The organism is Shinella zoogloeoides, assembly GCF_033705735.1.
GTDB classification, from domain to species: Bacteria; Pseudomonadota; Alphaproteobacteria; order Rhizobiales; family Rhizobiaceae; genus Shinella; species Shinella zoogloeoides_A.
Window position 1 is genome coordinate 3,431,327 of record NZ_CP131130.1, and the last position, 22,717, is coordinate 3,454,043.

Sequence of the window (22,717 nt, forward strand, 5' to 3'; positions counted from 1 at the left end):
GGTGCCTGCGGCGCATTCGCTCCTTCATAGAAAAATTGGATCCAATGTACAATGCGGTTTCTGCCGGCTGCGGAACAAAGCCGTTCTGTTGCTCCGTTTCCGGTTTCGACCTATGACCGTAACCTCAATTCATCGGGGTGGGATGTGATGAAATTTTCTGCCGTCGATGTCCGGCAGGCCGCTTCGGCCGCCGACATCGTCTACGAGGCCCTGCGCAGGGCGATCATCGAGGGGGAGATTGTCGAGGGCGAGAGCCTGCGCCAGGAAGAGCTTGCGCGGATGTTCAACACCAGCCGCATTCCCGTGCGCGAGGCGCTGTCCCGGCTGGAGCAGCACGGCCTCATCACCACCCAGCGCTACAAGGGCGCCGTCGTCGCCGGTCTCTCCATCGAGGAGATCGCCGAGATCTTCGAGTTCCGCGCGCTGATCGAGGCCGAGGTCATGCGCCTCGCCGTGCCTAATCTCGACCGGGAAACGCTGGAGAAGGCTGCGCAATATTGCAGCGAGTTCGACCGGGAAACGGACCCGCACCGCTGGGGCGAGATCAACCGGCTTTTCCACTACACGCTCTACGAAGCTTCGCAGCGCCCCTATTATCTGCAGAACGTGCGCTCCTCGCTCGACCGCATCGACCGCTACCTGCGCGCCCAGCTCACCTTCACCAACGGCGTGCCTCGTGCCGGCCGCGAGCATGAGGCGATCCTCGCCGCCTGCGGGAAGGGCGATGCCGATCTCGCCTCGCGCCTGACGCGGGACCACATCCTCGATGCCGGAAAATCGCTGATGACCTTCCTGCGCGAGCAGCGTGGCTGATTAACCAGTCGTTTACCAAGCCGGCGAAAGATCGTGGAGAGGGGCGCCCTTTGGCGCGCCTTTTGCCGCCCGTTAGCCGGTGGCGTGCTATTTCGGGACAGATCCTTCCGGAGACCGTCCCATGTTCGTTCGCAGCCTCGTACTTCTCGTCGGTTCGGCCATCGCCGCCGCCACCTTCGTGCCCGGTCTTGCGACCCGCTATCTCGACCAGAGCGCAACCGCTTCGCCGGCGCAGGTCGAGAAGGCATCCGTGCCGGCGGCCGACGCGGCGCGCTACACCGGCAACCGCAGCGCGGTGATCGGCGCCGATGCGAACGGCCATTTCACCGGCCTGTTCTCCATCAACGGTCGCAAGGAAGAGGGCATGGTCGATACGGGCGCCAGCATGGTCGCCCTCAATGTCTCGACGGCCCAGCGTATCGGCATCGACAAGGCGAATCTCGATTTCCGCTATGCCGTGGAAACCGCCAACGGCAAGGCGCGCGCCGCCTATGTCCGCCTCGACCGGATCGAGATCGGCCCGGTGAGGATCGAGAATGTCGGCGCGATGGTGCTGGACGACAAGGCGCTCTCCGGCACGCTGATCGGCATGAGCTTCCTGAAGGGCCTCGCCTCCTACAAGGTCGAGGACGGCCGGCTGCACCTCACGCGCTGATGCGCGTGCGTATTTCGGGCAGTGCCGCCGGGGCGTCCGGCGTGATCCGATAGAGGCCGGCAAGCCGTTCGGCGGCCCGGGCCGCATCGGCCGCGCTCGCCGCATGGACGCGGCCGATCTCCTCACCCTTTTCCACCTTCGTTCCGAGCGGGCGTAGCCGGTCGAAGCCGACGCGGTGGTCGACCGCGTCGTCGGGCCGGCTACGCCCGCCGCCGAGCTCGATGACGGCAAGGCCGATGCCGCGCGTATCGCAGGCGGAAAGATAGCCGGCTTGCGCGGCGACGACGACAGGGCGGATGACCGGGGCCGACGCCAGGTGGGCGTCCGGTCTTTCCATGATATCGGCCGGCCCGCCCAGCGCGTGCACCATTCGGCCGAAGGTTTCCGCCGCCGCGCCGCTTGCGAGCGCTCCGGCCGCCTTCCCCTCTGCGGTGGCAAGGTCCGTCTCCAGTCCCGAGAGCACCAGCATTTCCGCGGCGAAGGCGAGGACGACGCGCTCCAGCCTTGTCCCGGCCTTCCCGCCCTTGAGAAAGGCGATGCAATTGGCGATCTCCACCGCATTGCCGGCGGCATCCGCCAGCGGCTGGTTCATGTCGGTGATAAGCGCGGCGGTCCTGACGCCGGCGCCGTTCGCCACCTCGACCAGCGAGCGGGCGAGCGTCTCTGCCTCCGCCGCATCCGTCATGAAGGCGCCGTTGCCGACCTTGACGTCGAGAACCAGCGACTGGAGACCCGCCGCGAGCTTCTTGGAAAGGATGGAGGCGGTGATCAGCGGCACGGAATCGACCGTCGCCGTCACGTCGCGGATGGCATAGATGCGCTTGTCGGCCGGCGCGAGCGCCGCCGTCTGGCCGATGATCGCGCAGCCGATATCCTTCACCGTGCGGCGGAAGCGCTCGGCGGTCGGCATGATCGTGTAGCCGGGGATCGATTCCAGCTTGTCGAGCGTGCCGCCGGTATGGCCGAGGCCGCGGCCGGAGATCATCGGCACGGCAAGGCCGCAGGCCGCCGCGATGGGCGCCAGCATCAGCGAGACATTGTCGCCGACGCCGCCGGTGGAATGCTTGTCGGCAATCGGCCGGTCGATGCCGGACCAGTCGAGCACGTCGCCCGAATCGCGCATCGCAAGCGTCAGCGACACGGTCTCCTCGCGCGCCATGCCCTTGAACCAGACCGCCATGGCGAAGGCCGCGACCTGCCCCTCGGAGACGCTGCCATCCGTGATGCCTGCGACGAAGCCGGCGATCTCCTCGCGGGAGAGCGGCTCGCCGTTGCGTTTGCGGCGGATCGTCTCCTGCGGCAGCATCTCAGTAGCTCGCAGGCGCCGCCGGCGCGGGCCGACCGCCGAGCACGGCGAGAATGTCGTCGAGGAGGCCGGAGGCGCCGAAGCGGAAGGTTTTCGGCGTCGCCCAGCTTTCTCCCAAGATCGCGGCGGCGAGTGCGAGATAGTCACCCGCATCCGCCACGGTGCGCACGCCGCCCGCCGGCTTGAAGCCGACCGGCTTGCCGCTCGATTTGATGGCGTTCAGCATGATCCCGGCGGCCGGCAACGTGGCATTCACGGCCGCCTTGCCGGTGGAGGTCTTGATGAAGTCGCTGCCGGCGGCGATGGCAAGGTCGGAAGCCTCGCGGATCAGGGCCGGGTCCTTCAGTTCCCCGGTTTCAAGAATTGTCTTGAGAAGAACGGGCGGCGGGCAGGCGGCTCTTACGGCCGCCACCATTTCCGTCACGGCCTCTTCGTCGCCGGCAATGAAGTCGCGATAGGGAATGACGAGGTCGATCTCGTCCGCGCCGTCGGCGATCGCCTGCCGCATCCCGGCGACGACGGTGGCGACCGGCAAGTCGCCGGAGGGGAAATTGACGACGGTCGCGATCTTCACCGCATGGCCGGCGCCGAGGATGCCGCGCGCCTGCGCCACGAAGCGCGGCCAGATGCAGATGGCGGCAACCGGGCCGAACGGCGTCTGTGCCTTCGCGCAGAGCGTCTCGATGGCGGCTTCGTCGCAGGTGTCGGTCAGGTCGGTCAGGTCGAGCAGCGAAAGGGCTGCCTTCGCCGTATCCTCATGCATGGTCGTCGTCTCCGCCCGCGATCATCCCGGCGAGGATGGCGGCAAGCCGCTTTCCGCCGATCGGGGCCATGTCCTTGGTTTCGTGATGGCTGAGCTCGGCGCCCGTCATGCCGGCGCCGAAATTGGTGATGACCGAGGCGGCCGCGACCCTGAGGCCGATATGCCGTGCGATCAGCACCTCCGGCACGGTCGACATGCCGACGGCATCCGCGCCGAGGACGCGGGCCATGCGGATCTCCGCCGGCGTCTCGAAGCTCGGCCCGGAGAACCACATGTAGACGCCGCTCGAAAGCGGGATGTCGAGCTTCGCCGCCGCCGCCTCCATGCGCGCGGCAAGGTCCGCGTCATAGGCATTCGTCATGCCGACGAAGCGGTCGTCGCTTTCGAGACCGATCAGCGGGTTGGTACCGGAAAAATTGATGTGGTCGGAAATGCGCATCACCGAGCCGGGCGGCATGTCCTCGCGCAGCGAGCCTGCCGAATTGGTGAGGATCAGCGAGGTGACGCCGAGCCCCTTCAGCACCTCGATGGGCGTGCGCATGGCATTGGCGTCGCCCCGCTCGTAATAGTGCACCCGGCCGGACAGCATGACGACCGGCACCGCGCCGAGAAAGCCGATGACCATTTCGCCGGCATGGCCGGAGACGCTGCTCTGCGGAAAGCTCGGCAGATCCGAATAGGGGATGCGCAACGGATCGCGCACGGCCTCTACCAGCTTGCCGAGGCCCGAGCCGAGCACGATGCCGTAGCGCGGCGCGACGCCGCCGAGGCGGGAGATCAGGAGGTCGGTCGTTGCCGCGCTCATCCGATCGTGTCCGTCGCAAAGCCGTGCGGCAGCAGGTCTTCCATGGTCATGGTCTTCTTCACGCCGGTCTCGTCGCACAGATAGATCGGCGTCTTCGCCGCGGCGAATTCCGCGATCTTCTGCCGGCAACCGCCACAGGGCGGGCAGAGCGGCAGCTTTTCCGCGATCACCGCCATCTCGACGATCTTCCTGTTGCCGGCCATGATCATCTGGCTGATCGCCGTCGGCTCGGCGCACCAGCCCTGCGGGAAGGAGATGTTCTCGATATTGGCGCCGGCATAGATCTTGCCGTCCTCGGCGCGGATCGCCGCGCCGACCGGGAACTTGGAATAGGGCGCATAGGCGAGGCGCATGGCCGCGCGCGCCGCCTCGAAGAGGTCGTGGGACATTTCATCGCTCCTTGACGTAGGGCACGCCGCCGGCCTTGGGCGGAATGGCCTTGCCGATGAAGCCTGCGAGCAGGATCACCGTCAGGATATAGGGCAGCGCCTGCATGAGCTGCACCGGCACCTTGCCGATCAGCAGGAAGGCATAGCCCTGGTAGCGGATGGCGAAGGCGTCGAGGAAGCCGAAGAGCAGGCAGGCGAAGAGGATATTCTTCGGCCGCCACTTGGCAAAGATGAGGGCGGCGAGCGCGATATAGCCCTTGCCCGCCGTCATGCCCTTGGTGAAGCCGGCATTGGCGGCCAGCGACAGGTAGGCGCCGGCAATGCCGCACAGGATGCCGCAGCAGATGACGGCGCGGTAGCGCAGCCAGAGCACCGAGATGCCGGCCGTGTCGACCGCGCTCGGATTCTCGCCGACGGCGCGCAGGCGAAGGCCGAAGCGCGTGCGATAGAGGATCCACCAGCTCACCGGCACCATCAGGAAGGCGAGCCAGGTGAGCGGCGAATGGCCGGAAAGCAGGCCCGAATAGATCGGGCCGAGGATCGGCACGTCGCGGACGGCATCCGCGAAGGGCAGTCTGATCGTGCCGAAGCGGCCGCTGTCGGAAAGCGCCGGCGTGCGCCCGCCCTGGCCGAACCAGGCCTGGCCGAGGATGACGGTGGCGCCGGCGACGACGAAATTGATGGCGACGCCCGAGACGATCTGGCTGCCGCGCTGGGTGATCGAGGCATAGCCGTGCACCAGCGAGAGCAGCACGGAAATGAGGATGGCGGCCGAAAGCCCCATCGCCACCGATTGGGTAAGATAGGAGACGGTGCCCGCGGCGAAGGCCGCGCCCAGCATCTTGCCTTCGAGGCCGATGTCGAAGACGCCGGCCCGCTCGGTGAAGAGGCCGGCAAGCGCTGCGAGGATCAGCGGCGTCGAAAGGCGGACGGTCGATTGTGCCAGCTCGATGATGACCTGAAAGAAATCCATGGCGATCAGGCTCCCTTGGTGGCGGCGACGTCGCGCGTCTTCGGCGAGAGGCCGAGGATGATCCGCGTGATGGCCGGACGGAACATGTGCTCGAGCGCGCCGGCGAAGAGGATCACGAGGCCCTGGATGATGACGATCATGTCGCGGGAGATGGAGGGCATCTCGAAGGAGATCTCCGCCCCGCCCTGGTAGAGCATGCCGAAGAGGAGGGCGGCGGGAATGATGCCCGCCGGATGCGAGCGGCCCATCAGCGCCACGGCAATGCCGACGAAGCCGGCGCCCTGCACGAAATCGAGCTGCATGCGGAACTGCTCGCCCATGATCGGGTTCAGCGCCATCATGCCGGCTAGGCCGCCGGAGATCATCATGGTGATGATGATGATCCGCGATTCCTTGATGCCGGCATAGCGCGCGGCGGCGGGGCTGTGGCCCATGGTGCGCATCTCGTAGCCGAGCTTCGTGCGCCAGATCAGCACCCAGACGCCGAAGGCGGCGACAAGCGCCAGCAGGAAGGAGATGTTGAACGGCGCGGTGCCGACGGAAAGCCCGAAGATATTCATCAGCCAGTCGAGCTTGGGAAGCTGCCCGCCCGCTTCGAAGGTGCGGGTTTCGAGCGACATGGAGCCGAGCGGCTTGAACACCTTGTTGAGCAGGTAGTTCATCAGGCTCGCGGCGATGAAGTTGAACATGATCGTCGTGATGACGATATGGCTGCCGCGCTTGGCCTGCAGCCAGCCGGGGATCAGCGCCCAGAGTGCGCCGAAGAAGGCGGCGCCGGCAATGGCGATGGGGAAGAGCAGATACCAGGGCAGCGTATGGTCGAAGGCAAGGCAGGCCAGCGTCACGCCGATGCCGCCGATATAGGCCTGCCCCTCGCCGCCGATATTGAAGAGGCCGCAATGGAAGGCGACCGCCACGGCAAGGCCGGTGAAGATGAAGGTCGTCGTATAATAGAGCGTGAAGCCGATATATTCGCCGCGGCCGAAGGCGCCGTTGACCATGTGGTAGGCGGCCTGCAGCGGGCTCTCGCCGACGATCAGCACGACGAGGCCGGAAATCAGGAAGGCGACGGCGAGGTTGACCAGCGGAATGAGGCCATATTCCGCCCAGGCCGGCAGCTTCGCATAGGGAACACTCATTCGGCGGCCTCCTTCGAGCCTTCCACGCCGGCCATCAACAGGCCGAGTTCTCCTTCAGAGGCATCGGGGGCGCGCTCGCCGACGACGCGGCCGGCGAACATCACCAGGATACGGTCGGACAGCGCGCGGATCTCGTCGAGCTCGACGGAGACGAGCAGCACGGCTTTGCCCTGGTCGCGCATCTCGATGATGCGCCTGTGGATGAATTCGATGGCGCCGACATCGACGCCGCGCGTCGGCTGGCCGATGATCAGCACGTCGGGCCCACGCTCCATCTCGCGCGCCAGCACGATCTTCTGCTGGTTGCCGCCGGAAAAATTGGCGGTCTTCAGCCGCGGGTTCGGCGGGCGGATATCGTAGGCGGCGATCTTCTCCTCCGCCTCGGCGCGGATTGCGTCGATGTCGAGCAGCAGGCCCTTCCGGTATTTCGGATCGTCGTGATAGCCGAGGATGGCATTCTCGCTCTCGTCGAACTTCAGGACGAGGCCGACATGGTGGCGGTCTTCCGGCACATGGGCGAGGCCCCGCTTGCGCAGTTCCGCCGGATCGGCATTGCCTGTCACGTCGATGGGGCTGCCATTGAGCAGCACGGTGCCGGCCCGGGCGCGGCGGATGCCGGAGATCGCCTCCAGCAGCTCCGACTGGCCGTTGCCTGCAACGCCGGCGATGCCGACGATCTCGCCGGCGCGGATATCGAAGGAGACGTCGTCGACCATGGTGACGCCGCGGCTGTCGCGCACGGTGAGGTTCTTCACCGAGAGCTTGACGTCGGCGGGCCTGGCCTCGCCTTTCTCGACGCGCAGGAGCACGCGGCGGCCGACCATCAGCTCGGCCAGTTCCTCGACGGAGGTTTCCTTCGTCGTGCGCGTCGCCACCATCTCGCCGCGGCGCATGACGGAGACTTCGTCGGTGATCGCCATGATCTCGCGCAGCTTGTGGGTGATGAGGAGGACCGTCTTTCCCTGCTCCTTCAATTGCTGGAGGATGCGGAAGAGATGGTCGGCCTCGGCCGGCGTGAGCACGCCCGTCGGCTCGTCGAGGATGAGGATGTCGGCCTTGCGGTAGAGGGCCTTGAGGATTTCCACGCGCTGCTGGATGCCGACCGGCAGTTCCTCGATCACTGCGTCGGGATCGACCTCCAGCGCATATTCCTTCTCCAGCCGCTTCAACTCGGCGCGTGCCTTGGTGATGCCGGCATTGAGGATCTGGCTCTCCTCCGCGCCGAGCATGATGTTCTCCAGCACGGTGAAGTTCTCGACCAGCATGAAGTGCTGGTGCACCATGCCGATGCCGGCCGCGATGGCGGCGTTGGGGTCGCGGATATCGGCCGTCTGCCCGTTGATCACGATGTCGCCGTGGTCGGCCTGGTAGAAGCCGTAGAGGATCGACATGAGGGTGGATTTTCCGGCGCCGTTCTCGCCGATGATACCGTGAATGGTGCCTTTGCGGACCTTCAGGTTGATGTTCCGGTTGGCGTGGACGAGGCCGAAGCTCTTGTCGATGCCCTTTAGTTCGATTGCCAGTTCGTTCATGACGATCCACTCTTACGGGGATTCGGGGCCGGCGGCCGTGGGCCGATCGGTCTTAGTCTTGTTGCTTCCGCAGCGCTTGTCCAGTCCGATTGCGGGTGCCGTCCAGGGCCGCTATAGCTCGTTCGACCGGCCCCGACCGACGAGGAGAGCCCCGACCATGTCCCATTCTTCCCTAGACAGCCAGGCCGAGCGCATCGCCCGCCTGGAGGAGCATGTCGCCCATCAGGCGCAGACGATCGAGGAGCTTTCCGACCAGCTCGCCGAGCAATGGCGCGTCGTCGAGCAGGTGCGCTCGAAGCTCGACCGGCTCACGGAACGTTTCCTCGCATTGGAAGAGGGGTCTCTCGATGCCCCGGCCATTACCCGCCCGCCGCATTATTGAGCAGGCAGAACGGAATCGGCCCGCCTGCGTCGCCGCAAGCGGGCCGTTCGACAGGCCTTAGTAGGGGCAGGTCTCGTCCGACATGTAGTCGTGTACCTTCACCGTGCCGGCAATGATGTCGGCGCGCGCCTTGTCGATGGCGGCCTTCATTTCCGGAGTGATGAGCGGGGCGTTGTTCTCGTCCATGGCGACGTCGACGCCGTTTTCCTTGAGGCCGAGCACGTTGATGCCGGGCTGGAACTTGTCTTCCTTGGCCGACATGAAGGCATCGTAGACGGCGACGTCGACGCGCTTGACCATCGAGGTCAGGACCTTGCCGGGATGCAGGCCGTTCTGGTTGGAATCGACGCCGATGCCGAGCTTGCCGGCATCCGCCGCGGCCTGCAGGACGCCGACGCCCGTGCCGCCGGCAGCGTGGTAGACCACGTCCGAACCCTGGTCGAACTGCGACTTGGCGATCTCGCCGCCCTTGACCGGGTCGTTCCAGGCGTCCGGCGTCGTGCCCGTATAGGCTTCGAGGACGTTATAGTCCGGGCCGAGGGACTTCGCGCCGCCGATATAGCCGCAGGCGAACTTGTGAATCAGCGGGATGTCCATGCCGCCGACGAAGCTGACGGTCTTGGTCTTGGACGCCATGCCGGCGAGGATGCCGGCGAGCCACCCGCCCTCTTCTTCCTTGAAGACGACCGAGCGGACATTCGGCTTGTCGAGCACCATGTCGATGATGGCGAACTTGGTGTCGGGATATTCCGCCGCGACCTTCTCGAGCTGCGCGGCCCAGGAGAAGCCGGCCATGACGATCGGATTGTTGCCGTCGCTGGCGAAGCGGCGCAGGGCCTGCTCGCGCTGCGCGTCGTTGGCGATCTCGAAATCGCGGTATTCGATGCCCGTCTCGGCCTTGAACTTTTCCGCGCCGTTATAGGCCGCTTCGTTGAACGACTTGTCGAACTTGCCGCCGAGGTCATAGATGATTGCCGGCTTGATGTCCGCGGCGAGCGCGCTGGCCGACATGGCGGCCGTGGCAAGAAGGGTGAGAAGGGTCTTTTTCATTGTTCAGCCCTGTTCGCTATTGATCTTATAGGGACCTTCCGCGCAGCGCATGACAGGCGCGCGACGGAGCCACCGACCCGTTCCCTTGGGTCAGGCTGGCGGCATCCTTGCACGCCTCTCGGAAAAATTCACCAGAAATTTTTCAGTTGGTAAAAAATGCGGGGCCGCTGCGATCGGAGGTGGAAAACCTCGTTCGCGGCGGCCCGAACCTGTTGAAAAAGCCGGCCATGTTCAGCCGATGGCGCAGGAGACCCCCGTGCCGCGCAAGCCGCAGTAACCGCCCGGATTCTTGGCGAGATACTGCTGGTGCACATCCTCGGCGAAATAGAACGGCCCGGCCTTCCCGATCTCCGTGGTGATGCGGTCCGTCCGCCCCGCCGCCGTCAGCGCCGCCTGGTAGACGTCGCGCGCACGCCGCGCCGTCGCAAGGTCCGCCTCGTCCTCGAGATAGATCGCCGAGCGGTACGTCGTGCCGATATCGTTGCCCTGGCGCATGCCCTGGGTCGGGTCGTGCGCCTCGAAGAAGGCCTTCAGCAGGGTTTGCAGCGAGACCTCGGCGGGATCGTAGACGACGAGCACCACTTCCGTATGGCCGGTCAGGCCGGTGGTCGTCTCGTGATAGGTCGGGTTGGGCGTGAAGCCGCCGGAATAGCCGGCCGCCGTCACCCAGACGCCGGGGATCTGCCAGAGCAGCCGCTCGGCGCCCCAGAAGCAGCCCATGCCGAGCAGCACGGTCTTGAAGCCCGCCGGATAGGGCCCCTTCAGCGCGCGCCCGTTGACGAAATGCGTGGCGGATGTCGGGATGGGCGCGTCGCGCCCGGGAAGCGCCGCCTCGGGCGCGGGCATGACGGTCTTCTTGTTGAACATGTCGATCAGGAACATCGGGGTCTCCTGCAGGGATGTGGTTTCAGGCCGTGAAGCGGCCCGCGACGGGCGGCCGCCTGTAGGCGATCACCCAGAAGAACAGCGAAAGAACCAGGAGCACCGCGAAGGCGGGCTGCGAGAGCACCCACAGCGCGGCCGGGTCCCAGGCATAGGGGAACTTGCGCATGATGCCGTCGGCGACGAGGGCGATCGTATCGGGGCTTGCCGTGCTCCAGGCGACGGCGAGCGGCGTTAGCACCGGTTCGGAAGCCGAGACGGACTGGATCGCGTCGATCGTGCCCGCCATGACGGCGATGACGAGGGCAACGAGACTGAGGGCTCTGAGCACGAACCGTATCATCGCACCCTCCCGGTGCCGCCTGCCGGAGCCGGAATCCGCTCCGCTTCATTCCTGCCTATAGATAGGAAGACGGCCCGGTTTGCGCAATCCTTCACGGCGGAACGAATAACCTTCAAGAATCTGTCAGAAAGCGGTTGATCCTGCGTGAAACCTCGGTATATATCGCGCCGTCTCGCCGGAATGGAAACAGGAAAGCGACCCGCGCCGGACTGACCACCGGCAGCGAGCGGACGGACAGGTGGCCGAGTGGTTGAAGGCGCACGCCTGGAACGCGTGTATAGGGGAAACTCTATCGAGGGTTCGAATCCCTCTCTGTCCGCCATCATTTCCCCTTGATCCGATAACGGGCTTGAAAACCATTTCGGCTTGATGCCTAGTCGGCTGCAACCGCAGTACAAGTCTTCAGTTTCCAGACGGATTGTTCATGGCCAATATCTCCGTGGCCGGCATCGGATATGTCGGTCTTTCCAACGCCGTGCTTCTTGCTCAGCACAACGATGTCATCGCTTACGACCTCAACGAGCAACGTGTCGCGCAACTGAACGCCGGTATCTCGCCCATCGCCGATGCGGAGATCGAGGATTACCTGCGCACGAAACCGTTGCGTCTCAAGGCCACGAACGACAAGGTGGGAGCCTTCGCAAAAGCCGACTTTGTCATCGTCGCGACGCCGACCAACTACGATCCGACGAGCAACTACTTCGACACGAGCAGCGTGGAGGCGGTGATCGAGGACGTGCGGCAGGTCAATCCGAACGCCACCATCGTCATCAAGTCCACCATTCCCGTCGGCTATACCGCCTGGCTGCGCGAGGCGCGCAAGGACGAGCGCATCGTCTTCTCGCCGGAATTCCTGCGCGAGGGCAAGGCGCTCTACGACAACCTCCATCCATCGCGCATCGTCATGGGGGCGGACACGCCGGAGGCGCGCCAGTTCGCCGGGCTGCTCCAGCAGGGCGCGGTGAAGGAAGACGTGCCGGTGCTCTTCACCGGCTCGGGCGAGGCGGAGGCGATCAAGCTCTTCGCCAATACCTATCTCGCCATGCGCGTCGCCTATTTCAACGAGCTCGACAGCTATGCCATGACCCATGGCATCGACACGCGGCAGGTCATCGAGGGCGTCGGGCTCGATCCGCGCATCGGCCAGCACTACAACAATCCGTCCTTCGGCTATGGCGGCTATTGCCTGCCGAAGGATACGCGCCAGCTTCTCTCCAATTTCAGCGACGTGCCGCAGAACCTGATCCGCGCCATCGTCGACGCCAACACGACGCGCAAGGATTTCCTCGCCGCCGACATCGTCGGGCGCGATCCCGAGGTCGTCGGCGTCTATCGCCTCACCATGAAGAAGGATTCGGACAATTTCCGCGAATCCTCCATCCAGGGCATCATGAAGCGCATCAAGGCGAAGGGCATCCCCGTCATCATCTACGAGCCGGATTTCGCGGAGGATACGTTCTTTCGCTCCGAGATCGTGCGCGATCTCGAGGACTTCAAGCGCCGCGCCGGCGTCATCATCGCCAACCGGCGCGCCGAAGAGCTCGATGACGTCGCGGACAAGGTCTATACGCGCGACGTCTTCGGGCGGGACTGATCAGGAAAGCCAGGCCGGCAGGCGCGGCGGCACGCGGCCGGTCAGCGCCGCCTCGATGCAATCGGCAAGGTTGCCGAAACGCACGGTGCGGCCGGAAAGGCCCGGGCCGTAATGGGCATATTTGCCGGAATTGGTGATGAGCGTGCGCGTCTTCGGCGGGAAGACCGGCTCGGAGATCGAGCACCAGCACAGATCTGGCAGGACCTGCACGCCGCTGGCCCTCAGCCGCGCCAGCACGTCGCCCGCCTCCGCCATGATATCGCGTCCCGCCGTGACGATCACCGCAACGCTCTCGTGCCGCTTGCGGTCGCCAAGCGCATCGGCCAGCGCGCGACATTCGGAGGCCGAGGCATGCGGGCTGCCGATGGCGACGAGTTCCACCTCGGCCGGTCCGTCGTTGAACATCCGCCAGACTTCGACCATGTCGGCGCGGGTTATCGAAACCCGGTCGGCGTCGGCAGCGGCAGCGCCGTCCGCCTCGGGCGTCACGCCCTCGATATGCAGCATCGGCGCGGCGGAGGTGGTGCCGAAGGCGGCGCAGAGCGCCTTCAGGTCGTCGCGCGTCGGCTTTGCGGCGGCAAGGCCGGTGAGCAGCGGAATGCGGTCAGGCGCGGCGCGGCCGGCGAGATAGCCGACGAGCGGCCAGAAGGCGTCGTCCACATTTTCCGGCAGCGTCACGTCGATCACGCGCTTGGCCTTGCGATGCTCTTCGAGATAGACGCCCGACAGCGGCGCACGGCCGGTGAGCGCGATGCAGAGATCGAGGAAATCCGGGTGCTTGGCCGTGCGTGCGCCGAGCACGGTATTGGCGAAGATCACAGCATTGGATTCCGCCCAGGCGATGGCCTCGCCCGTCTTTGGCGCGCTGTCGAGAAGGTAGGGGGAACAGGTGAAGGTCGGGCGGCAGCCCATGCGCACATAGGCGTCGGCAAGGCGGGCGGCCGGGTCGCCGAAATCATGCGGCACGCCCTGCTTTTCCCAGCTCGCCCGGTCGACGGAAATGGCGTTCATCGTGGTCGGCACGCGCACCTTCGCGCCCATGTCGGCCATCTTTTCCGCAAAGGTGAGATTGGCAGGGCTGGCATAGATGCAGCCGTCGATATGGCCCTGCACCACGTCGACCAGCTTCGTCGCGCCCTGCTGCGCGGCCATGGCGGCGGTGATGCGCAGGGCAAGCTGCACGGCAACGCCGTCGCGGCCATCAAGCATGGCGTGGTCGTCTTCGGTGAGGTCGAGCGCGGCGGTGGCCGGCGGGGCGACGGGGATGGTGAGCCCGTCCGCTTCTATGCTCGTCTGACCGATCCTCGCCGTCTTCGCGCGACAGAGCGCATCGAAGGCGTCGTGTGACAGGCGCAGCACCGGCAGTTCCTTGCCGAACATTTCCGCGGCAATCAGCGCGCCGAGCGTCAGCACGTCCTCGGCCTCGCTGAAGATCAGCGCCGCCGGCGCACGGCCGGTCAGCGCGAGGTCGAGCAGTACGCCGGAACCCGTGCAGGAACCACGGCTCGACGGCATCATCAGGATGCCGCCGGTGATGGTGGCGCCATGCAGCGGATGGTGCACGTCGATGACCCGGCCCGTCGCCGGATCCACGCCGCCCCAGAAGCTCAGCGCCTCCCCGGCTGCGATGATCGGACCGGAGGCTGTTCCGGCAAGGATGCTGCGGGCGGAGAGGTCGGCCATGGAGCGGGTCCTTCGGCTAGAAACGTTGCGGCGAGAAGGAGGCGATGTCGATCGCCGTCTTTCCATCGGTGAGGAGGTCGGCGACGAGGCGGGCGGTGCCCGCCGATTGGGTGAGGCCGAGATGACCATGGCCGAAGGCGTAGACGACATCGGGCGTCGCGCGGGCGCGGCCGATGGCCGGCAGGCTGTCGGGCAGCGAGGGGCGGAAGCCCATCCACTGCACGCCGCCCTCGGGCTTCAGGCCCGGCAGGAAGGCGCGCGCCCTTTCCAGCATGGCTTCCGACCGGCGGAAGTTCGGCGGTAGCTTCAGTCCGCCAAGCTCCACCGCGCCGCCAACGCGGATGCCGGTCGAAAGCCGGGTAACGACGAAGCCATGGCCGCCGAAAGTGACCTGCGTGCGCAGGTCAAAGGCGTCGGCCGGCAGCGTCGTGTTGTAGCCGCGCTCGGTTTCGAGCGGGATGTTTTCGCCCAGCGAACGGGCGACCTGATGCGAGAAGGCACCGGCCGCGAGCACGACCTTGCGCGCCCTCACCGTCCGGCCGTCCGTCGTGCGGATTTCCACGCCGCCCTCGATTGGGTGCAGGCTGGAAACCTCGGCGCGCTCGATCCTGCCGCCCCTGGCGCGGAAATGATCGGCCAGCGCCAGCGTGTAGAGCTTGGGGTCGGCGATCGAGTACCAGCCGGGCGTGAAGGTGCCATGGGTAAAGCGCGGCGCAAGGCCGGGCTGGATCGTCGCCATCTCGGCGGCGCCCATATGACGGAATTCGATGCCGTGTTCGGCGCGCGCCTTCCAGCCGGGCAGCGAGGCGTCGAGCTCGGCCTGGCTTTCATAGACCTGCAGATTGCCTTCCTTGCGCAGCATGGAGAGCGTGCCGGTCTCGGCCAGGAACGGCTCCAGCTCGGCCTTGGAAAGGTCCATCAGCGCGGTCTGCGCGGTCATGGAATGGGCGACGCGGCTTGCCGAGCAGGCACGCCAGAAGCGGAACATCCACGGCGCGATCTGCAGCGCATAGGATGGCGGCACGGAGAGCGGCCCGAGCGGATCGAGCAGCCATTTCGGCGCCTTCTTCAGGATGCCGGGAGACGCGAGCGGCAGGATGTCGGTGAAGGCGAAGGCGCCGGCGTTTCCGGCGGACGCGCCGGCCGCCGGGCCCTCGCGTTCGAGGACGGTGACGGCAAGGCCCCGGGCCTGCAAGGCGATGGCCGCGGAAAGGCCGACCACGCCGGCGCCGATGACGACGACGCCGGGCTCGATTTCAGTCTGCATTTTTGCCTCAGTGGGTAGCGGCGAGGAACGCCTGCAATTCCGGGTCCTTCGGTGCGCCGAAGAGTTCTTCCGGCGGAGCGATCTCGGCCATCACGCCCTTGTGGAAGAAGGCGACGCGGTCGGAGACTTCGCGGGCGAACTTCATTTCGTGCGTGACGCAGATCATCGTCATGCCCTCGGAGGCGAGCATGCGCAGCGTGTCGAGCACTTCGCCGACGAGCTGCGGGTCGAGCGCCGAGGTCACTTCGTCGAACAGCATGTAGGCCGGCGACATGGCGAGCGCGCGGGCGATCGCCATGCGCTGCTGCTGGCCGCCCGACATGCGGCTCGGATAGACCTTGAGCTTGTCGCCGAGGCCGACATGGGTGAGTTGCTTGACGGCCATCGCCTCGGCTTCGGCCTTGGACTGGCCCAGCACCTTGACCGGCGCCAGCATGACGTTCTCCAGCACCGTCAGGTGCGGGAAGGCGTTGAACTGCTGGAACACGATGCCGAGCTTGCGGCGCAGCTTGTTGAGGTCGGTGCCCTTGGCATGCACATCCGTGCCGTCGACGACGATGCGGCCGGCGTCGATGGTCTCCAGACCGTTGATGCAGGTGAGCAGCGTCGACTTGCCCGAGCCCGAACCGCCGATGATGGTCAGGACCTCGCCCTTCTGGACGGTGAGGTTGATCCCCTTCAGGACTTCGAGCTGGCCGAAGGATTTGCGGACGTTTTCGATCTCAATCATTGGACCACCGTCTTTCGAGATACCCGCCCAGCCGGGCGATGGGGAAGCTGATGATGAAGTAGATGGCGCCGCAGATGAGCAGGATGAACAGCGGTTCCTGCAGGCGCGTGACGAGGATCTGCGAAGCGCGCAGGAGCTCGATCAGGCCGAGCCAGAGCACGAGGGCGGAGTCCTTCATGACGCCGAGCGTCAGGCCGATCCAGGCGGGCAGCGAGACGCGCGTGGCGAGCGGGGCCACGATGTAGCGCATGTCCTGCCACCAGGTCATGCCGAGCGAGCGGGCCGCGCGGCGCGTGGTTGGCGGAACGGAGGAAATGCCGCCGCGCACGATCTCGGTGCAATAGGCCGCCGTATAGAGCGACAGCACCACGCAGGAGGTGGTGAAGGGCGCCCAGCCGAGCTTCATGATCGACTGCAGCGCGTTGCCGAGCACGAGCTGGATGAGCAGCGGCACGGAACGGAAGATGTCGAGCAGGAAGGTGAGCGGCATCGACCAGTAGGAGCCGGCCTGGTTGCGGATGACGCCGAAGATGACGCCGAGGATGGTTCCGGCAAGCACGGAGACGGCGGTGACGGCAAGCGTCATCAGGGCGCCTTGCGCGAGGAAGCCGAGATCGGCCCAGGTGAGAGCGGTATCGAACATGGTTTACCCCTCTCAGTAGCGGAACATGCGCGCGGCGGCGAGGCGTGCCGCCAGCGTCACGATCTTGGCGATGACGTAGTAGATCACCGCCGCGAGCGCGAAGAACTCGAAGGTGCGGAACGAACGGGCGTTCAGTTCCTGCGTGATGCCGGCAAGGTCCGTGTTCATGCCGACGGTGACGCCGAGCGAGGTCATCAGGATCGCCCAGACCATCTGGTTGGTGGCCGGCAGGAAGGCGACGCGCAGCATCTGCGGCAGCACGATGTAGCGGAAGGCCTGCAGCGAGGTCATGCCGAGCGATCGGCCGGCCCGCGTCTGCGTCTCCGGGATCGCCTTCAGCGCGCCGCGGAAGTTCTCCGCGAGATAGCCGGCATTGTTGAAGGCGATGCCGACCAGGAGCGCCGTATAGGGGCTGAGGTGGATGCCGAAATTGCCGAGGCCGAAATGGGCCATGTAGATCTGGAAGAGGGCCGGCGTGTTGCGCGCGATTTCGACCCAGGCCGTGGCGAAGCCGCTCAGGATGCGGTTGCCCGACAGCCGGAAGAGCGTCAGCGCCAACGCGACCACCAGGCCGATGGCCATGGAAAGCAGGGCGATCTGCAGCGTCACCAAAGCACCGTCCAGCATCTGCGGGAGGGCCTTGAACGCCTGATTCCAATGGAAATTGTAACTGAACATGTGCCGTCTCACCCTTCGGAAACGATCAGCGGCGCGGAAGAGGCTTCCGCGCCGCCTTCAAAACGGCAGATTAGCGATAAACGCCGTTGATCGAAAGGGACGGTACCTCGCCACCAACCCACTTTTCGTAGAGTTCGTTGTAGCGGCCGGTGCGAACCTGCTGATTGATGAAGAGGTTCAGGTAGTTGATCAGGCCGTATTCTTCGCGGTTGGTGAAGAGCGCGACATAATCGATATCGTAGGGAGCGTTGCCGACGACGGAGATGCCGGCGAACTTGCCGCTCTTGACGTTGGACTGGGCAACCGTCGAGGTGGAGACCGTAGCGTCGATCTGGCCCTGGCTGAGGGCGAGGAAGACGTCAGCCTGGGTCTGGTACGGACGGAATTCGCCGACGCCCCATTCCTTGACCGACTTTTCGAGCGCGATGGCTTCGAACGTGCCGGCAGTGGCGCCGACCGTCTTGCCCTTCATGTCCTCGAAGGACTTGACGCCCGACTTGTCGTTGGCCGTGACGGCCATCTGGAAGGCGAAGTAGGGAACGGTCATGCCGACGGTCTTGGCACGCTCCAGCGTGTCGGAGGTCGAGGCGACGCCGACGTCGACGCGGCCGGACATCAGAGCCGGGATACGTTCCGGGAAGGGCGTTTCGACGATCTCGGCCGTGACGCCGAGCGCCTTGGCGAGGTCGTTGCAGTAATCGACGTCGAAGCCGATCGGGTTGTTGTTCTCGTCACGCGAGCCCATCGGCGGGAAGTCGAGAACGACGGCGCAGCGCAGCGTGCCGGACGAGATGATGTCGTCCAGCTTGTCGGCCTTGGCCGGGCTGGTCAGAGCGGTGGCGGCAACGAGGCCGAAGGCGAGGACCGAGGTCTTCTTCATTACTCTCTCCCTGGATTGATCTGGCAGTTCACGCGGGCGGAGGTCCGTCCTGCGCCAAGAGCGTAAACCCGTCTCATAAAATACAAAAAATATACAAAAAGTATATCCCTATCGGAGAAAATAAATGGGCCGGGTCTCCCTCGCGGAAAACCCGGCCCGGTGTAAGCCAGCGGCTTGAATCAGTTGAGGAAATCCTCAGGCAGCAGGCCTTCCGGCATGTTCTGGTAGGAAACCGGGCGCAGGAAACGGCGGATCGACATGGTGCCGACGCTCGTCGCGCCGAAATTCGTCGAGGCCGGATAGGGGCCGCCATGCACCATGGAATCGACCACTTCCACGCCCGTCGGGAAGCCGTTGATCAGAACGCGGCCGGCCTTGCGCTCGAGGATCGGACGCAGGCGCTTCGCATCGTCGAGGTCGCCGGCATCCATGTGGATGGTCGCCGTGAGCTGGCCCTCGAAATTGCGGGCAAGCTGCTGCATCTCGTCGACCGAGGAAACGCGCACGACGAGGCCGAGCGGGCCGAAGACTTCTTCGGAGAGCGCATGGTCGGCAAGGAACTGCTCGCCGGAGATCTCGAAGAGGTTCGGAAGCGCGTCGCGGCCGGCGGAGTCGGAGGTGAAAAGCGGCTTGACGGTGTTGCGGCTTTCAAAGCGCGCCTTGCCGTCGTGATAGGCCTTGGCGATGCCGTCGGTCAGCATGGTCTGCGCGCCGACCTTGCCGAGGGCTTCGACGGCGGCGGCCGTGAAGCGGTCCGCATCCGGGCCGTCGGCGACGATGGCGATGCCCGGATTGGTGCAGAACTGGCCGGCGCCCATGGTGAGCGAGCCCGCCCAGCCCTGGCCGAGGCCTTCGGCGCGGGCCTTCATGGCTTCCGGCAGCAGGAACATCGGGTTGACCGAGCCGAGCTCGCCGAAGAACGGGATCGGCTCGGGACGGGCGGCGCAGAGGTTGAAGAGCGCGCGGCCGCCGGCCAGCGACCCGGTGAAGCCGACAGCCTTGATCAGCGGATGCTGCACGACGGCTTCACCGACCTGGCGGTTACCGCCTTGGATGAGCGAGAAGACGCCCGGATGCACGCCGGTCTTCTTGATGGCGGCGAGCACGGCCTCGGCGACGATCTCGCCGGTACCCGGATGGGCCGAATGGCCCTTGACGACGACCGGGCAACCGGCAGCGAGCGCGGCGGCGGTGTCGCCGCCGGCCGTGGAGAAGGCGAGCGGGAAGTTGGAGGCGCCGAAGACGGCGACCGGGCCGATCGGCCGCTGGACGAGGCGGATCTCCTGGCGCGGGGCCGGCTGGCGGTCCGGCAGGGCGGCGTCGAAGCGGCGGTCGAGATAGTCGCCCTTCTCGATATGGTCGGCGAAGAGGCGGAGCTGGCCGGTGGTGCGGCCGCGCTCGCCCTGGAGGCGCGCGACCGGCAAGCCGCTTTCCTGGGTGCCGATCTCGGTGATGGCGTCCGCACGGGCCTCGATCTCGTCGGCGATGGCGCGCAGGAAAGCGGCCCGCTCGGCGCGCGAGGAATAGCCGTAGCTGAGGAAGGCTTCCTCCGCGGCTTCCGCCGCTTTGTTCACCAGATCGACCGTGCCGACGGCGAAGGTATGGGCGGGACCATGGGCCGGCGAGGAGGTGAAAGTGCCGTTGCCGTCCAGCCATTCGCCTGCGACGAGGTGTTTACCGTTGGGGGTGAAAGCCATTTGACGTACCTTTCTTGCGGAATGATGCTCGCCCGATATAGGAAGCGGCGGGGCGAATTGCACTTGTCGAAATCTTGTATACTCTATGTATGCAAATGTTCAATCGCCAACCTGCAAAGGTTGGCACCAGCCGTTGAAGAGAGAAAGATGACGCAAACCACCACTCTGTCGATTGCCGCGCTTCAGGAACGGGTCGAAGCCATCTTCCTTAAGGCTGGCCTGAACGGCGTGCAGGCCGGCGCGCTTGCCCGCGTCATCGTCGCCGGCGAGCGGGATGCCTGCAAGTCGCACGGCATCTACCGCATCGAAGGCGCGCTTCGCACCGTCAAGGCCGGCAAGGTCAAGCCGGATGCCGTGCCGGAACTCGACGGCAACGAGGGCTCGGCCATCGTCAAGGTCAACGCCAAGGGCGGCTTTGCCAATCCCGCCTTCGAGCTCGGCGTCCCCGCCCTTGCCGAGCGTGCCCGCAAGCTCGGCATCGCCGCGCTCGTCATCAACGACTGCACCCATTTCTCCGCCCTCTGGCCGGAAGTCGAGGCCGTCACCAGTGAAGGCCTTGCCGGCCTCGTCATGTGCCCGAGCTATGCGACGGTCGCGCCGACGGGTGGCAACAAGCCGCTGCTCGGCACCAATCCCTTCGCCTTCGGCTGGCCGCGCCCGAATGGCTCGCCCTACGTCTTCGACTTCGCCACCTCCGTCGCCGCTCGCGGCGAGATCGAGCTGCACCGCCGCGCCGGCAAGCAGCTTCCCGAGGGCTGGGCGATCGATGCCGACGGCAACCCGACGACGGACCCGGAAGCCGCGCTCGCCGGCGCCATGCTGCCCTTCGGCGGCCACAAGGGTTCGGCCATCGGCACGATGATCGAGCTTCTGGCCGGCATCATGATCGGCGACCTGACGAGCCCGGAAGTGCTCGACTATCTCGGCACGACGACGCTCGCCCCCTTCCACGGCGAGCTCATCATCGCCATGTCCCCGGAAGCCTTCGCCAAGGGTCGCCCCGGCGACCCCTTCGCCCGCGCCGAAACCCTCTTCGAGGCTATCGTCGGCCAGGGCGCGCGCCTGCCCTCCCAGCGCCGCTTCGTCGCCCGTACGAAGTCCGAAACGGAAGGTATCACGCTGACGGCCGCCGAGGTGGGACAGCTCGACCACCTGCTGGAAAAGGGGCTGGACGCGATCGCCTGATCGCGCCCTCCCTTCGCCTGCCACCAAAAGAAAAGGCCCTCCTCGCGGAGGGCCTTTCAGTTTTCCCGCATGCCGTGCCCACCGCTGTCGTCATCCTCGCCTTGTGCCGAGGATCTGCCAACGCATTGAAAGAATGGAGACGTTGCAGATGCTCGGGACAGGCCCGAGCATGACGGAGGGGGCTACACCTGCGGCAGGAATCAAAAAGGCCCTCCTTGCGGAGGGCCTTTCTCTCATTTGGGAAGGCTTGAAGATCAGGCCTTGTACTTCTGCACGGCGCCCGGCAGCTTGCTCCATTCGCCGTACCAGGTATCGAACAGCTTGAGCTGGGATTCGACATAGCCGCGCTGGCTCTCGGAGAGGGCGTCGGTCTCGTTGAAGTGCAGCGTGTATTCCTTGTCGCCCTTCAGAACCATCATGTGCTTGAAGTAGAGGACGAGGTCCGGGCCTTCGTCGAAGGACGAAAGAACGGCGAGCGCCGATTCCAGTTCCAGCGCGCGGGCGCGGGCATCCGCATCGCCCTTGGCGGCAGCCTGGGCGAGGGCGCACATGTGCAGCACTTCCTTCGGCAGCACGCAGCCGATGCCGGTGATCGCGCCGACGGCGCCGCAATCGACGAAGCCGGTGAAGACGCAGGTGTCGACGCCGATCATCAGCGAGACGTCATCGTCGCGGCTGGTGATGTTCTCGGCCGCATAGCGCATGTCGGCGGCGCCGCCGAATTCCTTGAAGCCGACGAGGTTCTTGTGGTCCTCGCGCAGGGCGAAGAACAGGTCGGCGCGGGTGGCGAAGCCATAATAGGGGCTGTTGTAGATGACAGCCGGCAGGTCCGGGGCAGCCGACAGGATCGCCTTGAAGTGGTTCTTCTGGGCGGCGACGACGGAGCCGCGGGAAAGAACGCGCGGGATGACCATGAGGCCCTGCGCGCCGACCTTCTGGGCGTGGGCGGCATGGGCGACGGCCGAAGCCGTGTTAACGGCGCCGGTGCCGACGATGACCGGGATGCCGGCCTTCACGAGGCGCTCGACGCCTTCCATGCGCTGCTCGTCCGTCAGGAGCGGCCAGTCACCCATGGAGCCGCAATAGACGACGGCGGACATGCCCTTCTCGATAAGCTCCTTGCCCTTGCGGACGAGCTGGTCGAAGTCCGGCGTGCGGTCGTCCTTGCAGGGGGTCATCAGGGCGGGAATGACACCGGAAAAAATCTTGGCCTTCATGTCGATCTCCTTTGGGCGGTTCGGTCGGGCGGTCGGCCGGCACCTTGCACGAAGCCTCCCCCTCTCTCGATGATGGTTATAGCAGCTTGTATTTTATTTGTCGACAAGAAA

Annotated in this window: 23 protein-coding genes and 1 tRNA gene; 6 read left to right on the forward strand and 18 right to left on the reverse strand. The window is 65.7% G+C overall.

Annotation, left to right across the window (positions count from 1 at the left end; genetic code table 11):
* Positions 1-147: 147 nt before the first annotated feature.
* Together ShzoTeo12_RS16920 and ShzoTeo12_RS16925 are read left to right on the forward strand one after the other, a co-directional pair.
* Entirely contained in the window at positions 148-813 is a 666-nt protein-coding gene (locus ShzoTeo12_RS16920) for a GntR family transcriptional regulator (RefSeq protein WP_119257309.1), read from the forward strand.
* Positions 814-934: 121 nt separating this feature from the next.
* Positions 935-1,468, forward strand: coding sequence for a TIGR02281 family clan AA aspartic protease (locus ShzoTeo12_RS16925; protein WP_318910563.1), 534 nt, complete (start codon positions 935-937; stop codon positions 1,466-1,468).
* On the opposite strand, the gene deoA is transcribed toward ShzoTeo12_RS16925, so the two are convergent.
* Genes deoA through ShzoTeo12_RS16960 form a run of 7 tightly spaced genes read right to left on the reverse strand, consistent with a single transcriptional unit; the run spans position 1,458 to position 8,375 of the window.
* On the reverse strand, positions 1,458-2,774 hold the full coding sequence (gene deoA, locus ShzoTeo12_RS16930) for a thymidine phosphorylase (protein WP_318910564.1): 1,317 nt from the start codon (positions 2,772-2,774) through the stop codon (positions 1,458-1,460). The two genes, ShzoTeo12_RS16925 and deoA, sit on opposite strands and share 11 nt — an antisense overlap.
* Before the next feature lies 1 nt (position 2,775).
* Positions 2,776-3,537 carry a deoxyribose-phosphate aldolase gene (deoC, locus tag ShzoTeo12_RS16935; RefSeq protein ID WP_318910565.1) on the reverse strand — a complete coding sequence of 254 codons (762 nt, stop codon included), beginning with the start codon at positions 3,535-3,537 and terminating at the stop codon, positions 2,776-2,778.
* Positions 3,530-4,342: a purine-nucleoside phosphorylase gene (locus ShzoTeo12_RS16940; protein ID WP_318910566.1), complete on the reverse strand. Its 813-nt coding sequence runs from the start codon at positions 4,340-4,342 to the stop codon at positions 3,530-3,532. The genes deoC and ShzoTeo12_RS16940 overlap by 8 nt, the downstream gene beginning before the upstream one ends.
* Positions 4,339-4,731, reverse strand: coding sequence for a cytidine deaminase (locus ShzoTeo12_RS16945; RefSeq protein ID WP_318910568.1), 393 nt, complete (start codon positions 4,729-4,731; stop codon positions 4,339-4,341). The genes ShzoTeo12_RS16940 and ShzoTeo12_RS16945 overlap by 4 nt, the downstream gene beginning before the upstream one ends.
* A 1-nt stretch (position 4,732) precedes the next feature.
* Positions 4,733-5,704 carry an ABC transporter permease gene (locus ShzoTeo12_RS16950; RefSeq protein ID WP_318910570.1) on the reverse strand — a complete coding sequence of 324 codons (972 nt, stop codon included), beginning with the start codon at positions 5,702-5,704 and terminating at the stop codon, positions 4,733-4,735.
* A 5-nt stretch (positions 5,705-5,709) separates the two neighbouring features.
* Entirely contained in the window at positions 5,710-6,843 is a 1,134-nt protein-coding gene (locus tag ShzoTeo12_RS16955) for an ABC transporter permease (protein ID WP_119257316.1), read from the reverse strand.
* Positions 6,840-8,375, reverse strand: a complete 1,536-nt coding sequence (locus tag ShzoTeo12_RS16960) for an ABC transporter ATP-binding protein (RefSeq protein ID WP_119257317.1) — start codon at positions 8,373-8,375, stop codon at positions 6,840-6,842. Before ShzoTeo12_RS16960 ends, ShzoTeo12_RS16955 begins: the two co-directional genes overlap by 4 nt.
* 157 nt (positions 8,376-8,532) lie before the next feature.
* Here ShzoTeo12_RS16960 and ShzoTeo12_RS16965 point away from each other — a divergent pair, with 157 nt between their 5' ends.
* Positions 8,533-8,757 carry a SlyX family protein gene (locus tag ShzoTeo12_RS16965; protein ID WP_318910572.1) on the forward strand — a complete coding sequence of 75 codons (225 nt, stop codon included), beginning with the start codon at positions 8,533-8,535 and terminating at the stop codon, positions 8,755-8,757.
* A 57-nt stretch (positions 8,758-8,814) separates the two neighbouring features.
* Here the strand turns inward: ShzoTeo12_RS16965 and ShzoTeo12_RS16970 are convergent, their stop codons facing one another.
* The 3 genes from ShzoTeo12_RS16970 to ShzoTeo12_RS16980 form a co-directional block, all read right to left on the reverse strand.
* Positions 8,815-9,807 carry a BMP family lipoprotein gene (locus ShzoTeo12_RS16970; protein WP_119257319.1) on the reverse strand — a complete coding sequence of 331 codons (993 nt, stop codon included), beginning with the start codon at positions 9,805-9,807 and terminating at the stop codon, positions 8,815-8,817.
* 231 nt (positions 9,808-10,038) lie between these two features.
* Positions 10,039-10,689, reverse strand: coding sequence for a peptide-methionine (S)-S-oxide reductase MsrA (gene msrA, locus ShzoTeo12_RS16975; RefSeq protein ID WP_318910575.1), 651 nt, complete (start codon positions 10,687-10,689; stop codon positions 10,039-10,041).
* 25 nt (positions 10,690-10,714) lie between these two features.
* Positions 10,715-11,029 carry a hypothetical protein gene (locus tag ShzoTeo12_RS16980; protein ID WP_318912469.1) on the reverse strand — a complete coding sequence of 105 codons (315 nt, stop codon included), beginning with the start codon at positions 11,027-11,029 and terminating at the stop codon, positions 10,715-10,717.
* Positions 11,030-11,264: 235 nt separating this feature from the next.
* On the opposite strand from ShzoTeo12_RS16980, the gene ShzoTeo12_RS16985 reads away from it, so the two are divergent.
* Positions 11,265-11,354 (forward strand) — tRNA-Ser (locus ShzoTeo12_RS16985).
* A 102-nt stretch (positions 11,355-11,456) separates the two neighbouring features.
* Positions 11,457-12,626, forward strand: coding sequence for a nucleotide sugar dehydrogenase (locus tag ShzoTeo12_RS16990; protein WP_318910577.1), 1,170 nt, complete (start codon positions 11,457-11,459; stop codon positions 12,624-12,626).
* Here the strand turns inward: ShzoTeo12_RS16990 and ShzoTeo12_RS16995 are convergent, their stop codons facing one another.
* The 7 genes from ShzoTeo12_RS16995 to ShzoTeo12_RS17025 all read right to left on the reverse strand — a co-directional run bounded on the left by ShzoTeo12_RS16995 (position 12,627) and on the right by ShzoTeo12_RS17025 (position 20,204).
* Positions 12,627-14,309 (reverse strand): aconitase X, encoded by a 1,683-nt coding sequence (locus ShzoTeo12_RS16995; RefSeq protein WP_318910578.1) that lies wholly within the window; start codon positions 14,307-14,309, stop codon positions 12,627-12,629.
* Between the two features lie 16 nt (positions 14,310-14,325).
* The gene (locus ShzoTeo12_RS17000) at positions 14,326-15,576 is read right to left on the reverse strand and encodes an NAD(P)/FAD-dependent oxidoreductase (RefSeq protein ID WP_318910580.1); all 1,251 of its coding nucleotides are present in this window, start codon (positions 15,574-15,576) and stop codon (positions 14,326-14,328) included.
* 7 nt (positions 15,577-15,583) lie between these two features.
* Complete coding sequence (locus tag ShzoTeo12_RS17005; RefSeq protein ID WP_119257324.1) at positions 15,584-16,306, reverse strand: amino acid ABC transporter ATP-binding protein; 723 nt, start codon at positions 16,304-16,306, stop codon at positions 15,584-15,586.
* Entirely contained in the window at positions 16,299-16,949 is a 651-nt protein-coding gene (locus ShzoTeo12_RS17010) for an amino acid ABC transporter permease (RefSeq protein WP_318910583.1), read from the reverse strand. Before ShzoTeo12_RS17010 ends, ShzoTeo12_RS17005 begins: the two co-directional genes overlap by 8 nt.
* A 12-nt stretch (positions 16,950-16,961) precedes the next feature.
* Entirely contained in the window at positions 16,962-17,627 is a 666-nt protein-coding gene (locus tag ShzoTeo12_RS17015; protein WP_318910585.1) for an amino acid ABC transporter permease, read from the reverse strand.
* 70 nt (positions 17,628-17,697) lie between these two features.
* Positions 17,698-18,507, reverse strand: a complete 810-nt coding sequence (locus ShzoTeo12_RS17020; RefSeq protein ID WP_318910587.1) for a transporter substrate-binding domain-containing protein — start codon at positions 18,505-18,507, stop codon at positions 17,698-17,700.
* A gap of 179 nt (positions 18,508-18,686) precedes the next feature.
* Complete coding sequence (locus ShzoTeo12_RS17025) at positions 18,687-20,204, reverse strand: aldehyde dehydrogenase (NADP(+)) (protein WP_318910589.1); 1,518 nt, start codon at positions 20,202-20,204, stop codon at positions 18,687-18,689.
* Between the two features lie 147 nt (positions 20,205-20,351).
* On the opposite strand from ShzoTeo12_RS17025, the gene ShzoTeo12_RS17030 reads away from it, so the two are divergent.
* Positions 20,352-21,389 (forward strand): Ldh family oxidoreductase, encoded by a 1,038-nt coding sequence (locus ShzoTeo12_RS17030; RefSeq protein WP_318910591.1) that lies wholly within the window; start codon positions 20,352-20,354, stop codon positions 21,387-21,389.
* Positions 21,390-21,643: 254 nt separating this feature from the next.
* Here ShzoTeo12_RS17030 and ShzoTeo12_RS17035 read toward each other — a convergent pair whose 3' ends face one another.
* Positions 21,644-22,606 (reverse strand): dihydrodipicolinate synthase family protein, encoded by a 963-nt coding sequence (locus tag ShzoTeo12_RS17035; RefSeq protein WP_119257331.1) that lies wholly within the window; start codon positions 22,604-22,606, stop codon positions 21,644-21,646.
* Between the last annotated feature and the right edge of the window lie 111 nt (positions 22,607-22,717).